Here is a 15,547-nt window from a genome sequence, read left to right as displayed (position 1 = left end):
GCTGTAAGGAAAATTCGTAATTTTGCTTAGTCACGATTCCTACTAAAAGGATTGTTATTGGAATACTTCAACCTGATTTGGCTAAACTCCGCAAACCAGAAATATGAAGTTTAAATACAAAAATTGCCTGCTGGTACGAGGTGAGAGGTTTCGGGTCAGATAAGGCTAAGCGATCGCGCTTTAAAACTCTTTCAACAATAAATTGCCCAGGAAAATCAAGATCCTCCCCTCTTTCACTGAGTAGGGGCATAAACACGCCCCTACTAAATGTCGCAATGCCTCGATATTTTCTTTGACTGTATGAAACCCCCCTGGCTCTCGAAAAGCGGAGAGGGAGCTGGGGGCGAGGTTCCGGTTGTGTTGAAATCCATTGAGAGCCGTTCTATATCTGGTGATGGCAGTTAGACTAAAAGCGGAAACGATAGAGTTTTAAGTAGGGATGGATGCCGTGGAAGTGACACAGGCAGTCAAGCAGCGGGTACAGGAACTGCGACAGTTGTTGGACAAAGCCAGTTATGCCTACTATGTCCAGGATGCTCCCATCATGGAGGATGCCATCTATGACCGGCTGTATCGGGAACTGCAAGACTTAGAAGCCCAGTATCCAGAACTGGTAACACCGGACAGCATCACTCAGCGCGTGGGTGAGAAACCGGCAACTCAGTTTTCCTCGGTGCGGCACAATATCCCTCTCTATAGTTTGGAAAATGCCTTTAATATTCAGGAATTTGCCAAATGGCAGGAACGCTGGCGGCGACAAGTTCCCGAACTCAATACTTTTGAATATGTCGCGGAGTTGAAAATTGACGGTTCTGCGATCGCTCTCACCTATGAAAATGGCATCTTGGTGAGAGGGACGACGCGGGGGGATGGCATCGCGGGGGAAGATATTACTCAGAATGTGCGGACAATTCGCGCTATTCCCTTGCGATTGAATTTAGAAAGCCCTCCCACTCACGTAGAAGTTCGCGGCGAGGCGTTTTTAGGCTTAGATGTGTTTAAGCAAATTAATCAGGAACGGCAGCAAGCTGGCGAGCAGTTATTTGCCAATCCTCGCAATGCAGCGGCGGGAACCTTGCGGCAATTAGACTCTCGGATTGTGGCAAAGCGGCGGCTAGATTTCTTTGCCTATACGTTGCAAATTCCTGGGAAGCATGATGCCGAGGTTGCCCGAACTCAGTGGGAATCGTTGGAATTGCTGCAACAAATGGGATTTAAGGTGAATCCCAATCGCAAGCTTTGCCAGTCTTTAGAAGATGTTCGGGATTATTATGACGAGTGGAATACGGGGCGATTAAATCTACCCTATATGACCGATGGGGTCGTCGTGAAGCTAAATTCGATTCCGCTTCAGGAACAGTTGGGATTTACGCAAAAGTTTCCCCGCTGGGCAGTCGCGCTGAAATATGCAGCAGAAGAGGCACCCACCCGTGTTGAAAATATTTCTATCAATGTCGGGCGAACGGGGGCGCTGACGCCGTTGGCAGAGTTGCAGCCAGTGCAATTAGCTGGGACAACCGTACAAAGAGCCACATTGCACAATATTGATTATGTGCGATCGCTCGATATTCGGATTGGCGATACGGTGATTATCCACAAAGCCGGGGAAATCATTCCCGAAGTGGTGCGCGTACTGCCAGAACTCCGCCCAGAGGGGACTCAATCCTTCCAAATGCCCACCTGTTGCCCGGTGTGCAATCAGCCAGTGGTAAAGCCCGTTGATGAGGCGGTGACGCGCTGCGTGAATGCTTCTTGTCCCGCCATCCTCAAAGGGGCGCTGGTTCACTGGGCAAGCCGTAATGCACTGGATATTAACGGCATGGGCGAAAAATTAATGCACCAGTTGGTGGATAAAGGAGTGGTGAATTCGGTTGCAGATTTATACGATTTAACCGCTGATAGGTTGGGAACTTTGGAACGGATGGGTAAGAAGTTAGCCCAGAAATTGGTGGATGCGATCGCGCACTCAAAAACTCAGCCTTGGTCGCGGGTATTATACGGTTTGGGGATTCGTCACGTCGGCAGCGTCAATGCCCAAACCTTAACTCAAAAATTCACCACCGTTGAGCAACTAGCTGGCGCATCCGCAGCGAATATTGAAGCAGTGTACGGTATTGGCCCAGAAATTGCCCACGCTGTTTATGATTGGTTCCAAGTTCCGGCGAATCAGGCGTTAATTGACAGACTGAAAGCCGCGGGTTTGCAACTCGCCGCTGAGATAGAAACCCCATCCGTAGAAAGTAGAAGCGTTCCCTCGCCCCTACAAGGCAAAACCTTTGTAATTACTGGCACGCTGCCGACTCTGAAGCGCGACGAGGCGAAAGCGTTGATTGAGAAAGCTGGTGGTAAAGTTACGGGTTCCATCAGCACCAAAACCGACTACTTACTGGTTGGGGAAGATGCCGGTTCCAAGTTAGAAAAGGCTGAAGCGTTGGGAATCACCCAACTGAGTGAAGCCGAACTGCTGGAAATCGTCGAAGATTAGATGTCAACAGCAAACACACAAAGGAAAGATTGTAGGAGCGTGCGGCACAAAACGTATCGCTCCTTTTCCCTTTTTATCAGAATATACCAATGCCACTTCACGCTAGTTCCGGTAGATGGCGATTAGGGCTAGCCTTATCGCTTGTGACTGTATTTTTGTGGGGAATTCTGCCCATTGCCCTGACGGTAACGCTACAGGTACTCGATGTTTACACCGTCACTTGGTTTCGCTTTTTAGTATCGTTTGGATTGTTAGCCATTTATTTAGCCGCACGACGGCAACTTCCACCTGTCGAAAAATTGCGTTCAACGCCACTTGGATTGTTAGCGATCGCTATTATATTCTTGGCAATTAACTATATCCTTTTCCTACAAGGTTTACACCAAACTTCACCCGCTAACGCCCAAGTTCTCATTCAACTCGCTCCAGTTTTAATGGGTTTAGGAGGATTGGTTGTTTTCAAAGAAAGTTATACTCTGCGGCAATGGATAGGTTTAAGCGTACTCACTCTAGGATTTGCCCTATTCTTTCACGAACAATTAACTAATTTAATTACAGCACAAGGTAAATATTTAATCGGATGCGGGCTAATTTTTTTTGCAGCAGTAACCTGGGCAATTTATGCTTTAGCACAAAAGCAACTTCTACAAAGATTACCCTCTTCAAATATCATGCTGCTGATCTATGGTGGCTGTGCTATTTTGTTTAGCCCTTTTGCGGCACCTCAACCCATTTTGACGCTGAATCCTTTACATTTAGGAATGCTGCTTTTCTGTGCTTTAAATACCATCATCGCTTACGGTGCTTTTGCGGAATCTTTGGAACATTGGGAAGCATCGCGAGTAAGTGCAGTCTTAGCAACAACTCCCATTGTCACCTTAATCTCTGTATCAGCGGTGTCAATGTTTCTGCCCACCCTCATTGCACCGGAACGCCTGACTGTTTTAGGAGTGGTAGGGGCGATTTTTGTAATATCTGGCTCTATTGCGATCGCTTTAGGAAAAGCTCGTTGAATACATAATCAAGCGAAATAAAAAGAGCGATCGCCCTTTTTATTTCGCTCTTTCCCTCAATATCTCTGCTATGGCTTAATCAAACGCCTAGTTTGTGTTGCATGGCGATAGTTAGCCATCAGTTTTTCTCGCTGTTGATATGGATAATACATGATGGCAGCTAAGGATAAACTGGTTCCCAGTAAGGATAAAAACAGAAAGAAATTGAAGAATCCGACATTGAATCCTGTCCCTAAGCTCATGCCGAAACCTGTTATTAAAAGTGCGCTGCCAATGGCAATCTTTTCAGGAAATCCCCTTTCTTTATAATTTTTAATGACTGCCCCATTTAGGAAGCCAATTACTAGACCTGCCAAGGTTCCCAAGGCAGTAATCGCCGCCGGTAAGAACCCTGATGACAACAAAACAACTAACATTGTCACAGTGGTCAACCAAGCTGCAATCTTTATGCCTAGCACAGTTCTGATGCCAACTGCTGCCAGTAGAGTTCCGGCGCTAAACCAAGCCAAAAATACCGCGATTACTCCAACTTCAAAAATTGCTACAGATGTCCAAGAGGTAAATTTGAATAGAATTGCTACCATCCAAGCGATCGCACCTGTCCAAAATCCAGTCATTGCTAAAGCAATTCCTAATAGCAAAGCCATTGAAATATAAGGCGGCTTTGGAGTTTCAAGCAGAGTTGTGCGAACTGTAATCGTGAGCGGGTAAGTTTCTGGGGAAGAATTGGTGTGTAATAAAATCTGACGACTATAGGTTTTATCTGCCATCAACTTATTCGTATTTACGGTAATTTTGCAATCAGCATGATTACCCTTAAATGTGGCTGGTTCAAAGGAAATCCAAGCATGAGAATTGGAATAGCGCGGATCGCTGTCGTGGGGGGCTACTTCCCAAGTCCCTTCTAGCAAAGTGTCCGGAACGGAATTATTAACACTAACGGTTTGAGTTAATTTTTCGCCTAGTTGTGTTGTTTTTAATTCCAGAGCCAGTTGGCTAAATTTAACTTCCGGTAAGCGATTAACATAAATCGGCTTGAGAGCTTCCAAAGCAGCCGTAGCATTGGGGAAACGGTCTTTTGCTTTGGGTTCGACCATTTTTGAGAGCCAATCCACAAAACGCAGGCTCAGCTTGGGAAGCAGCGGCTTGAAATTAAGCCGACCATCTTCATCAAATAAGGTGTCAATTGCTGTTGAGTTTGTCCCAGTTAACAAGCAAATGAGTGTTGCGCCTAAACCATATAAATCGGTTGCTTCGTTTAGCTGGCGGTTGTATATCTGTTCGGGTGCCATAAACCCAAATGTCCCGGCGGCGACGCTGCTCATTGCCATTTCCCCACTGCCAATTCGAGCTAAGCCAAAATCCACCAAATAAACATTTAGTTGTTCGTCTACGAGGATATTTTCAGGTTTAACATCCCGATGAATTACAGATGGAATGCGATTTTGTAAATAAACAAGAATCTCTAGGACAGAAACAGCAATTTTCTGGATGTCATCCGGGTCAAAACTGCGCGGAGAGGATAAAGGCAGGGCGTCTTTATGCTCCTGCACCATACAAAAGCCAGATGGGGTTTCAAAAGAATCGAGATAACGGGGAATTCCCGGATGATCGAGTCCTCGCAAGACTTGAATCTCGCGCTCGTAAGCTTTAAAACCCGACCATTCAGACCCAACTTGGGCAAATAGAAATCGCTTCAGGATGACTGACTGTTCTGTGACGTTATCCTTTGCCAGATAAGTGATGCGACCCCCGGCGCGATTGCGCCCAAGTTCTCGAATGGTCTGATAGCGGGGACGAGGAGTAGAAGCGTGTGAGGAGTTGCTCATGACAGCAAACAATGCAGGTAGATGGCGTCTATTCTAGGCGATCGCTTTCCTTCCCTTGTTCTCCTTCGCGCCTTCTGCGCCTAGAACGGTTCAAACCTCCACTAACGCTAACTCCTCTTCTTCAACCTCGTGCCATGTGGAATTCGCCAGTCGTTCAATTGCCCGATCGATCGTCTCCAACCCCTGCTCAAGGTTTTCGATCACCGCTAGATGTCCGCGCAACTCCGCAGCACCAGCAAAACCCTTGGCATACCAAGTCATGTGCTTGCGAGCTTGCCGAATTCCGCGATCGCCTTTATATTCCCACAAAGCTTGCAAATGTTCTTTGGCACATTCCAACCGTTGTATCGGCGTTGGCGGCGTCTTTTCTTGCCCAGTTTTCAAGAAATAGTCAATTTCTCCCACTAAAAAGGGATAACCCAGAGTTCCCCGCGAACACATCACCCCATCCGCGCCGGTTTGCTCCAAACACTTCACTGCCGCCTCCACGGAAAACATATCGCCATTGGCAATCACTGGAATTGACAGAATTTCCTTGACTTTACCAATCCACTCCCACTTGGCAGGGCCGGTGTAACCTTGGGAACGAGTGCGACCGTGGACTGTAATCATTTGCGCCCCCGCATCTTCCATGCGCTTGGCAAAGTCCAGAATATTGATTTCCTTATCTGTCCAACCGATGCGGGTTTTCACCGTTACCGGCACATTCACCGCCTTCACGACCGCTCGGACAATTGCCTCAGCGACTTCTGGTTGCCGCAATAACGAAGAACCGCCACCATTTTTGGTAATTTTGTTGACCGGGCATCCCATGTTGATATCAACCGTATCAGCGCCCTCTTTCACAGCCATTACAGCCGCTTCTGCCAAGAAATCGGGGCGACAGTCAAACAACTGAATGCTAATCGGTCTTTCGTTCGGATCTACCTCCATAATCTTGGGGAGTTCCTTCACGTAATGGAGTCCCGTCGCGTTCACCATCTCGGTGTACATCATCGAGTCAGGTGCATGGCGACGCACCAAGCGACGAAACACCATATCGGTAACGCCAGAAAGGGGCGATTGTAAAACCCGGCTTTTGACTTCAAAAGAGCCAATTTTCAGAGGTGTCGAGAGTCGGGATTGCAGAGTAGGAGAAAGAGTAACCATAGGTTCTATCGCGGTCAACCGGGCTTTTTCATTTTACGAGCGATCGCTGTTGAACCATTTGATTATGGCGATCGCCCCGATCTCTATTGTGAATTGCGATCGCTTACGATAAGGGCACCTGAGCGCCACTGGCATCTGAAGTTGCTTCCTCATCCCATCGGTTGCCCAGTGTTTCTAAGCGATCGCGGTACTCGATGCGGCTGACCCATTCTTCGGGCCATGCTGCCATTCCTAAATAGGCTCCGGCGAAAGCACCCGTGAGGCAGGCAATAGAGTCCGAATCGCCTACGGTGAGTGCCGCACGCCGGAGCGCCGCCACTGGCTCTTCAGGAAACAGTAGAAAGCACAGTAGACCTGTGGCAAAGGCTTCTTCTGCGATCCATCCTTCCCCCGTCGCCAAACAGGGGTCTGCATCCCGGTTCGGGTTTGCCAAGGCGGCATCCAGACGGTCAAGGATGGACAAACATTCATCCCACCCACGGGTAATAAATTCCTCTGGTGTATTGATAGAGGGACGTTCCCAGAGCAACCCCAACCAGTCGGCGTGGTAGATCGAGCGTTGCTCCTCAGCATAGGCGCGAAGTCGCGAAGGCAACCCTTCGGGATTGGCACCCGCAACCAGGTCAGCGATCGCTCTTGCCGTTAAATCCGAGGCGGCAAGAGCGGTGGGATGCCCGTGGGTCAAAGCTGCCTGGAACTGAGCGATCGCAGCGCGGGTCGTTTCGTTCAAATTCTTGACGAGTCCCACGGGTGCTACCCGCATATTGGCTCCACAACCCTTTGAGTTTGCCACCGTTGCCTGCTGCCACGGCAGGTCAGTCGCCAAGTTAGCGCAGGCATTCAGACAAGTTCTTCCGGGTGCCCGGTTATTGTCAGGACTGTCCCACCAGTCGATGAAGGCGCGGCGTAGCAGCGGCTCTAGGCTCTCAGCACCCAAAGGCGGTATTACTTCCAAAAGTGCCTCTCCAACCGCTAAAGTCATCTGCGTGTCATCTGTAACGCGACCCGGATTGCCCATTGGTTGCTGCGGCCCTTGGGGTGGGAAGCGGCGCAGGATCTCCTCAACATTGAGAAACTCAGTTACAGCACCGAGCGCGTCACCAAAAGCTAAGCCAAACAGGCATCCAGAAGCACGGCGCATAGATAGTACAACTCTTCTTTTTTATGAATTCCGAACGATGGATCGAAAATCGCATCCTTTGTAATACATATAATACAAACTTTTAGAACGAACAGGATGATGAATGATTTAAGCGGTGTTTCTAGAGACTCCAACGAGCCAAACGCGATCGCCTTGACCTCCTCTAGACGGCAAATACACCTATTTAATTACGGCTTGCCCCCATACCTAAAGCCCCTGATTTCCTTACAGTAGACACAGTGAAAGCAATCAGCAGATGTTAAGTGATTGAGCCAAAGGGGATGCCTCCTGAAGGTTAACCGTCCTTCCTCAGGTTCGGAAAACCCCACAACACCAGAGTGGCTAATCCCGCACACTATATAGATCGGTACGCACGCACCAATGGTTATTAAATCTGGAAAGAGCTGCTGATTTAACCCGGTTGGTTCAATTTGTAGTTCCGTATCCGCCCTCAAAAGTTTTTGTAGTTATTAGGAAGCCGAAATACCCCTATGGCAAAAGTAGTTGGAATTGACTTAGGTACGACAAACTCCTGCGTAGCAGTGATGGAAGGTGGTAAACCCACCGTGATCGCCAACGCAGAAGGTTTTCGGACAACCCCCTCTGTCGTAGCATTTGCCAAGAATGGCGATCGCTTAGTGGGTCAAATCGCCAAGCGTCAATCGGTGATGAACCCCGAAAACACCTTCTATTCGGTCAAGCGTTTTATCGGACGCAAATTTGAAGAAATCACCCACGAAGCCACCGAAGTTTCTTACAAAGTGCTGCGCGACAGCAACGGCAACGTTAAGCTAGACTGCCCCGCTCAGAGCAAGCAGTTTGCACCAGAAGAAATTTCTGCCCAAGTGCTTCGCAAGCTGGTGGATGATGCCAGCAAGTACCTTGGAGAGACCGTTACCCAAGCTGTAATCACCGTTCCCGCTTACTTCAACGACTCCCAGCGCCAAGCTACCAAAGATGCTGGTAAGATTGCCGGGATTGATGTAATGCGGATTATCAACGAGCCGACCGCCGCTTCCTTGGCGTACGGACTCGAAAGAAAGGCCAACGAAACCATTCTGGTATTTGACCTGGGTGGCGGTACCTTCGACGTATCCATCCTGGAAATGGGCGATGGCGTGTTTGAAGTGTTAGCGACCTCTGGTGACACTCACCTGGGTGGTGACGACTTCGACAAGAAAATCGTTGACTACTTAGCCGAAGAATTCAGAAAATCTGAAGGCATTGACCTCCGTAAAGACCGTCAAGCCCTCCAGCGCCTCACCGAAGCCGCTGAAAAAGCCAAGATTGAGTTATCTAGCGTTACCCAAGCGGAAATCAACCTGCCATTTATCACCGCTACCCAGGATGGTCCAAAGCACCTGGATATGACCCTGACTCGCGCTCAGTTTGAAGGACTCTGCGCTGACTTGATCGATCGCTGCCGCATTCCTGTAGAGAACGCCCTGCGCGACGCCAAGCAAGACAAGAGTGCAATTAATGAAGTCGTGCTGGTCGGTGGTTCTACCCGGATTCCTGCCGTACAAGAACTGGTGAAGCGGGTTTTGGGCAAAGAACCCAATCAAACCGTCAACCCGGATGAAGTGGTAGCTATCGGTGCCGCAATTCAAGCCGGTGTCCTCACAGGTGAAGCTGGAACTGAAGGACTGTTGCTACTCGACGTTACCCCGCTGTCTTTGGGTGTGGAAACCCTTGGCGGCGTGATGACCAAGATTATCCCCCGCAACACCACGATTCCTACCAAGAAGTCTGAGGTCTTCTCTACTGCTGTAGATAATCAGACCAACGTAGAAATCAAGATTCTGCAAGGCGAACGGGAGATGGCGGCGAACAACAAAGAGTTGGGGATCTTCCGTCTGGATGGGATTCCTCTGGCTCCTCGTGGAATGCCACAAATTGAAGTTACCTTCGATATTGACGCCAACGGTATCCTGAACGTCACAGCTAAGGATCGCGGTACTGGTAAAGAGCAATCAATCAGCATCACGGGTGCTTCCACCCTGCCCCAAAACGAAGTGGAGCGGATGGTTAAGGAAGCCGAACAAAATGCCTCCACTGACCGGGAGCGTCGTGAGAAGATTGACCGCAAGAACCAAGCTGACTCCCTCGTTTACCAAGCTGAGAAGCAAATGGCTGACTTGGGTGACAAGGTTCCCGCTGCTGACAAGAGCAAGGTCGATGGATTGGTCAAAGACCTGCGCGATGCGATCGCTAAGGAAGACGATGAGCGCATCAAGACGCTCACCACAGAGCTACAGCAGGCTCTCTACACCATCGGCACGAACATCTATCAACAAGCAGGCGGCGCAGGTGCAGCTCCTGGCGATGGCACCGGCACCCCTGGTGGTGGTGGTTCCAGTCAGTCCACTGGTACTGGGGATGATGTAATTGATGCTGATTTTACGGAAAGCAAGTAATTAGCTAAGTGCTAAGTGCTAAGTGCTAATTGCTAATAAGGGTTGATGAATTGCTTTTGGGCGCTCATCAGCCCTTTTTTTGACAAAAAGACGCAGGGTTACTTTCTGCTTGTGTCAAAAAGACCCGCTTCTGCGGAGCGGGTCTAGTCTAAGATGCTAGGTTTCGTGTCTCAACCCAGCCTACTACTGCTTTGCGTCAACTTTTGCGTTAGCGAAGCGGCGCGACAGCGCTACCTTTGCGTTTAAAACAGATAAAATTATCTGTACTATTCCACGGGGAAGGCACCAGGTTGTACTTGGACAGTTTCAGTCCGACCGCTACGGTTGACCTCTACTTCTAATCTGGAGCCGACGCTACTTGCTTCTACCCGTTCTTGCACTTGATCGGCACTTGCGACCGCTTGACCGCCAACTTTCTGGATCACATCTCCTGCACGCAAGCCAGCGCGTTCTGCGGGAGAGTTTTTGACCACCCGAACGATGACAACGCCTTTATCCTGCGTAACTTTGAAGCCTGCCTCATTGTCTTTGTTAATGTCGTCTTTTAGTTCCGGCGTCAGCGTTACCATTTGAATTCCCATGTAGGGATGCTCGACGCGACCTTTGCTAAATAGCTGATTGGCGACTCGTTCGGCGGTTTCAATCGGGATGGCAAAACCGAGTCCCTGAGCATTTGCCCGAATGGCTGTATTAATCCCAATCACTTCACCCCTGGCATTTAGCAAGGGACCTCCGGAATTACCGGGGTTGATAGCGGCATCGGTTTGGATAAATCTGACTCGCTTATCCGGGACACCTACCTGCGAACTGGAACGACCCGTCGCGCTGACGATACCCACCGTCACCGTGTTATCTAGACCGAGGGGATTGCCAATTGCGATCGCCCACTGTCCCGGTATTAAGTTATTCGAGTCTCCCAAGCGTACCGTCGGCAACTTTGTCGCATCAATTTTGACAACTGCCACATCCGTAACCGGATCGGCTCCCACAACTTGACCCTCCATCGTCCGACCATCTTTGAGCGTCACCTTGACCTTATCTGACCCCGCGACAACGTGGGCATTTGTCATTAAGCGACCATCAGCACTGAGAATGAAGCCAGATCCGGTACCTCGTTCCACCCGTTCTTCCGGAACCGGCGTTTCATTCCCAAAAAATCGTCGGAAAAACGGGCTTCTGAAAGTATCTGGAATGTCCTGCGATACGGTACGAGCCGCATCAATTCGCACGACAGCAGGGCCAACTTTTTCGGCTGCTTCGGCAATAAAATTCAGGTTCTCTTGGGGAGCGCGATTCTGGGGCGGGGAGATTTGCTGTAGCGCGGCTGGAATCGCTGATGGGATTCTGCCTTCGACACTGGGGTTGTCTGCTGCGAAATGGCGACTGGCATATATTCCTGCACCACCGCCGATAGCCAGCAAAGCTAGATAAGTGGTCAGCTGTTTGACAAGTAAACTCATGGTCTTTGGGCTGAAGGACAGCAATACAGGTAATAATTCCACTCTAATCAAAAAATGCTGTGGATGAGCAGCATTTGGGTAGAGTTTTAACTGGGTTTCAAGATATTGGGGTGCCCAAGAGGAGGCACAAACAGCGCATCAGAGTGCATACGCGATCGCTTGGTTTGTCGCGTTGGCGTCACCACTACCCCAGGATACAGCCAACACTGGACACGCCCGATTCCCTGGGCTAAGACAGTGTAAACACTGTCCGTACATCTACTTACCTTGTCAGCCATGCAACTCCAGAAAATCAGCCTTACCGGGGTGCAAAATCTTGTACCCTTACTGATTACTTTTGTGGCAACTGTCTTAACCCCTTTCCCAGGGAAGACGGCTGAAATTTTCCCTGGCTCTCAGGTGTTGGCACAAACTCCAGAGGCTCCAGCGACCGTCAATCCAATCAATATCGAACAAATTCGACAAGTTGCTAAGGAACACAACGCTACACTCGTTGAATACTCAATTAATTACGAGACGTTCCCCGTTCAAGGAAAAGAACAAACCCAGGAATCAGAACTGCTGATTTGGGTGGTTCAACCCACAGGTGAAATCACCTTACGACGGGTTGACCTGAGACCGTTGTGGCAGAAGCAAAATACCTCTCTCTCAGAGTTGGTGAGTAGTAGTCGTGCGGCGATGGGGATTGGGAGTGCTGCAAATAAGAGTGGCATCTTCGTAACGACAAAACAGGACAATCGCCCAAGCAAGCAGTTACAGCAACTTCATCAGCTGCTCGTTGAGCCGATTGCCGAATTGTTGCCAAAAGCTCCGAACGCTCGTGTCGCCTTTATCCCGCAAAAATCTCTGTTTCTGCTTCCCTTCGCAGCGCTGCAAGATAAACAAGGCAAATACCTGATCGAGCGACACGCAATTTTTACCGCTCCCTCAATTCAGGCGCTGGCTTTACTTTACAAGCATCGACAGCGAATCCAAGGGATTGCCAAGGATGTGCTGGTGGTGGGGAATCCGACGATGCCCCGCGTTCCTCCCAAGATAGGACAAAAGCCGGTGTTGTTACAGCAACTGCCCGGAGCGGAACAGGAAGCAAACGCGATCGCGAATCTCTTCAATACCCAAGCGCTTACCGGCGACGCAGCAACTGAGACCGCGATTGTGCAGCAAATGCCCCAAGCGCGAATTATTCATCTCGCAACGACTGGGTTAATCGATGAGGAGGAGGCATTGAGAAATGCGATCGCTTTGGCTCCCTCTAACACCGATGATGGGTTGCTGACAGCAGAAGAAATCCTGAATTTGAAGCTAAACGCTGAGTTAGTTGTCCTGAGCGCCTGTGATGCGGGTTTGGGTCGCATTACCGAAGATGGCGTGATTGGGCTAACGCGCTCTTTTCTAGCAGCGGGAGTTCCCAGCGCGATCGCTCCCCTAGGGTTGATATCGGATGAGCCGACTGCCTTTCTAATGACCGAGTTTTATAAAAATCTGCAATCGAATCCCGATAAAGCAGTTGCACTGCAAAACGCCATGCTAGCGACGATGAAACAGCACCCCAACCCAATAAACTGGGCGGCTTTCATCCTCATCGGCGAACCGTAGAGACAGCGCCTCTGTGCCTATCTTCATCCCAGCTATTTGACAACTCAGTTCATTTACCTAGCCAACTATGCATTCTCGTAGAATCAGTCTAATCGCCTTCATCGCCTTTGTTGCCTCCGTCTCGGCACCTTTAGCTGCCAATTTTCCAGCACCTTTAAGAGCGCCACGGGTGTTAGCTCAAACCCAAGCTGACCGGAAAGCGAAAGCCGACCGACTGCTAGATCAAGGGATTCACCAGTATCAGATCGGTCAATTTGAGGCAGCATTACAGTCTTGGCAACAGGCACTGATTATCTATCGAGAAATTAAAGACCGCGAGGGTGAGGGAGCAGCACTGGGAAATCTAGGAGTTGCTTACGATTCCCTGGGGGACTATGCCAAGGCCATTGAGTACCAACAGCAGCATTTGGCGATCGCGCGGGAGATTAAAGACCGCCAAAGTGAGGGAGCAGCTCTGGGAAATCTGGGAGTTGCTTACCTTAACCTGGGGGACTATGCCAAGGCGATTGAGTACCAACAACAGCATTTGGCGAGCGCACGGGAGATTAAAGACCGCCAAATTGAGGGGACAGCACTGGGAAATCTGGGAGTTGCTTACCGTTCCCTGGGGGACTATGCCAAGGCCATTGAGTACCAACAGCAGCATTTGGCGATCGCGCGGGAGATTAAAGACCGCCAGGGTGAGGGGAAAGCTCTGGGAAATCTGGGACTTGCTTACCTTGACCTGAGGGACTATGCCAAGGCGATTGAGTACTCCCAGCAGGTGTTGGCGATCGCACGGGAGATTAAAGACCGCCAAAGTGAGGGGACAGCTCTGGAAAATCTGGGAGTTGCTCTCTACAAATCTGGCAATCTTGCGGCAGCAGAGAAAACTCTAATCGATGGAATGGAGGTTAGGGAATCTCTCCGAGAAAGATTAGGCAGCGACGATGCCAATAAAGTTTCAATTTTCGAGCAGCAAGTTCGCACCTATCGCACTTTACAACAAGTCCTGATTGCTCAGAATAAGACCGATGCAGCACTGGAAATTGCCGAACGGGGTCGGGCACGGGCGTTTGTGGAGTTGCTGTCGAGGCGATTATCCCCGAACTCTGTAGAGACGTTACCGGCAAAGTATCTACAGCCGACAATTTCACAGATTCAACAAATTGCCAAAACTCAAAATGCCACCCTCGTTCAATATTCGATTATTTACAATGAGTTCAAAGTTCAAGGTAAACAACAAACCAAGGAATCAGAACTTTTTATTTGGATTATCAAACCCACAGGTGAAGTGACATTTGGTCGCAGTGACCTCAAACCCTTGTGGCAAAAAGAGAATTCTTCTCTACAAAACCTTGTTACCAACACCCGTCAATCAATGGGCGTAAGGGGACGTGGTGGCATTGAAGTAGCGCTAATAGAGGAAGAAAGGCCAACTAAAAGATTACAGCATCTGCATCAATTACTGATAGAACCGATTGCCAAAGAGCTGCCAACCGATCCGAATGCTCGTGTAATTTTTATCCCTCAAACAGAACTATTCCTAGTCCCCTTCCCAGCTCTCCAAGATGCTTCTGGCAAATACCTGATTGAAAAACATACGATTCTCACGGCTCCTTCAATTCAAGTGCTGGATTTAACTCATCAGCAAAGGCAACGTGTAGAGAAGCAATCAATCGCATCTCTACAAGGGGCATTGGTAGTGGGCAATCCGACAATGCCCAAAGTGGTGCTGAACCCTGGAGAATCAGCGCAACCGTTATCTAATTTGCCGTGGGCGGAACAGGAAGCCAAAGATATTGCTAAATTACTCAAAACTCAAGCAATTACTGGTAGCCAAGCCACCAAAGTCGCGATCGCGCAAGCATTGCCTAAAGCGCGAATCATTCATCTAGCTACTCATGGCTTACTAGATGATTACCGGGGATTGGGAAGTGCGATCGCTCTCACTCCATCTAACAACGACGACGGGTTGCTCACTGCTGAAGAAATCCTTAATCTAAAATTGAATGCTGAATTAGTGGTTCTCAGTGCTTGCGACACCGGACGAGGACGCATCACTGGGGATGGTGTCATCGGTTTATCTCGTTCTTTAATTTCCGCTGGGGTGCCTAGCGTAGTGGTCTCCCTGTGGCAAGTCCCGGATAATTCGACTGCTTTTTTGATGACGGAGTTTTATAAAAATCTTCAGCAAAAGGCTGATAAAGCTACGGCATTGCGAAATGCGATGCTGACAACCATGAAACAGCAACAATATTCAGATCCCTTGCAGTGGGCGGCATTTACTTTGATTGGCGAAGCTGAATAAGGCAATATTCATCTGAGCGCTTGACAAAAATTTGTTAGAGAATTTATTTCTAACTAACGTGAGTTCGGGATAAGGAGGGGTGGAACAGATACAGTTGAAAGTACCTAATTCTCAACGCATCTCACCACCCCATGCTTAGTTTAGAATCCTTGTTTTGTCATGTCGAT

Annotated in this window: 12 protein-coding genes; 6 read left to right on the top strand and 6 right to left on the bottom strand. The window is 49.2% G+C overall.

Features of this window, described 5'->3' with window-relative positions:
* Window positions 1-67: 67 nt before the first annotated feature.
* Window positions 68-250 (bottom strand): hypothetical protein, encoded by a 183-nt coding sequence (locus NDA06_RS07400; RefSeq protein WP_190985200.1) that lies wholly within the window; start codon window positions 248-250, stop codon window positions 68-70.
* Window positions 251-439: 189 nt separating this feature from the next.
* On the opposite strand from NDA06_RS07400, the gene ligA reads away from it, so the two are divergent.
* Together ligA and NDA06_RS07390 are read left to right on the top strand one after the other, a co-directional pair.
* Window positions 440-2,485 carry an NAD-dependent DNA ligase LigA gene (ligA, locus tag NDA06_RS07395; RefSeq protein WP_190985199.1) on the top strand — a complete coding sequence of 682 codons (2,046 nt, stop codon included), beginning with the start codon at window positions 440-442 and terminating at the stop codon, window positions 2,483-2,485.
* An 89-nt stretch (window positions 2,486-2,574) separates the two neighbouring features.
* Window positions 2,575-3,498, top strand: a complete 924-nt coding sequence (locus tag NDA06_RS07390; RefSeq protein ID WP_190985198.1) for a DMT family transporter — start codon at window positions 2,575-2,577, stop codon at window positions 3,496-3,498.
* A 68-nt stretch (window positions 3,499-3,566) separates the two neighbouring features.
* Here the strand turns inward: NDA06_RS07390 and NDA06_RS07385 are convergent, their stop codons facing one another.
* From NDA06_RS07385 to NDA06_RS07375, 3 genes are all read right to left on the bottom strand, one after another.
* Window positions 3,567-5,327, bottom strand: coding sequence for a serine/threonine-protein kinase (locus tag NDA06_RS07385; protein WP_190985197.1), 1,761 nt, complete (start codon window positions 5,325-5,327; stop codon window positions 3,567-3,569).
* A 90-nt stretch (window positions 5,328-5,417) separates the two neighbouring features.
* Complete coding sequence (dusB, locus tag NDA06_RS07380) at window positions 5,418-6,476, bottom strand: tRNA dihydrouridine synthase DusB (protein WP_190985196.1); 1,059 nt, start codon at window positions 6,474-6,476, stop codon at window positions 5,418-5,420.
* Between the two features lie 103 nt (window positions 6,477-6,579).
* Window positions 6,580-7,617, bottom strand: coding sequence for an ADP-ribosylglycohydrolase family protein (locus NDA06_RS07375; RefSeq protein ID WP_190985195.1), 1,038 nt, complete (start codon window positions 7,615-7,617; stop codon window positions 6,580-6,582).
* Between the two features lie 96 nt (window positions 7,618-7,713).
* Here NDA06_RS07375 and NDA06_RS07370 point away from each other — a divergent pair, with 96 nt between their 5' ends.
* A complete protein-coding gene (locus NDA06_RS07370) occupies window positions 7,714-7,851 on the top strand; it encodes a hypothetical protein (RefSeq protein ID WP_190985194.1) in 138 nt (45 codons plus the stop codon).
* Between the two features lie 257 nt (window positions 7,852-8,108).
* Window positions 8,109-10,034: a molecular chaperone DnaK gene (gene dnaK, locus NDA06_RS07365; RefSeq protein WP_190414776.1), complete on the top strand. Its 1,926-nt coding sequence runs from the start codon at window positions 8,109-8,111 to the stop codon at window positions 10,032-10,034.
* A 266-nt stretch (window positions 10,035-10,300) separates the two neighbouring features.
* On the opposite strand, the gene NDA06_RS07360 is transcribed toward dnaK, so the two are convergent.
* Together NDA06_RS07360 and NDA06_RS07355 are read right to left on the bottom strand one after the other, a co-directional pair.
* Window positions 10,301-11,494 carry an HhoA/HhoB/HtrA family serine endopeptidase gene (locus NDA06_RS07360; protein WP_190414777.1) on the bottom strand — a complete coding sequence of 398 codons (1,194 nt, stop codon included), beginning with the start codon at window positions 11,492-11,494 and terminating at the stop codon, window positions 10,301-10,303.
* An 86-nt stretch (window positions 11,495-11,580) separates the two neighbouring features.
* Window positions 11,581-11,772, bottom strand: a complete 192-nt coding sequence (locus NDA06_RS07355) for a hypothetical protein (protein ID WP_190414778.1) — start codon at window positions 11,770-11,772, stop codon at window positions 11,581-11,583.
* Between NDA06_RS07355 and NDA06_RS07350 the strand changes: the two genes are divergently transcribed.
* Together NDA06_RS07350 and NDA06_RS07345 are read left to right on the top strand one after the other, a co-directional pair.
* Window positions 11,771-13,090 carry a CHAT domain-containing protein gene (locus tag NDA06_RS07350; RefSeq protein WP_190985193.1) on the top strand — a complete coding sequence of 440 codons (1,320 nt, stop codon included), beginning with the start codon at window positions 11,771-11,773 and terminating at the stop codon, window positions 13,088-13,090. The two genes, NDA06_RS07355 and NDA06_RS07350, sit on opposite strands and share 2 nt — an antisense overlap.
* 67 nt (window positions 13,091-13,157) lie before the next feature.
* Window positions 13,158-15,380 carry a CHAT domain-containing tetratricopeptide repeat protein gene (locus tag NDA06_RS07345; RefSeq protein ID WP_348251699.1) on the top strand — a complete coding sequence of 741 codons (2,223 nt, stop codon included), beginning with the start codon at window positions 13,158-13,160 and terminating at the stop codon, window positions 15,378-15,380.
* Window positions 15,381-15,547: the final 167 nt, after the last annotated feature.

This window comes from Trichocoleus sp. ST-U1 (assembly GCF_039961835.1).
Classification (GTDB): domain Bacteria; phylum Cyanobacteriota; class Cyanobacteriia; order Cyanobacteriales; family FACHB-T130; genus FACHB-T130.
This window is presented reverse-complemented; position numbering and strand designations above follow the sequence as displayed.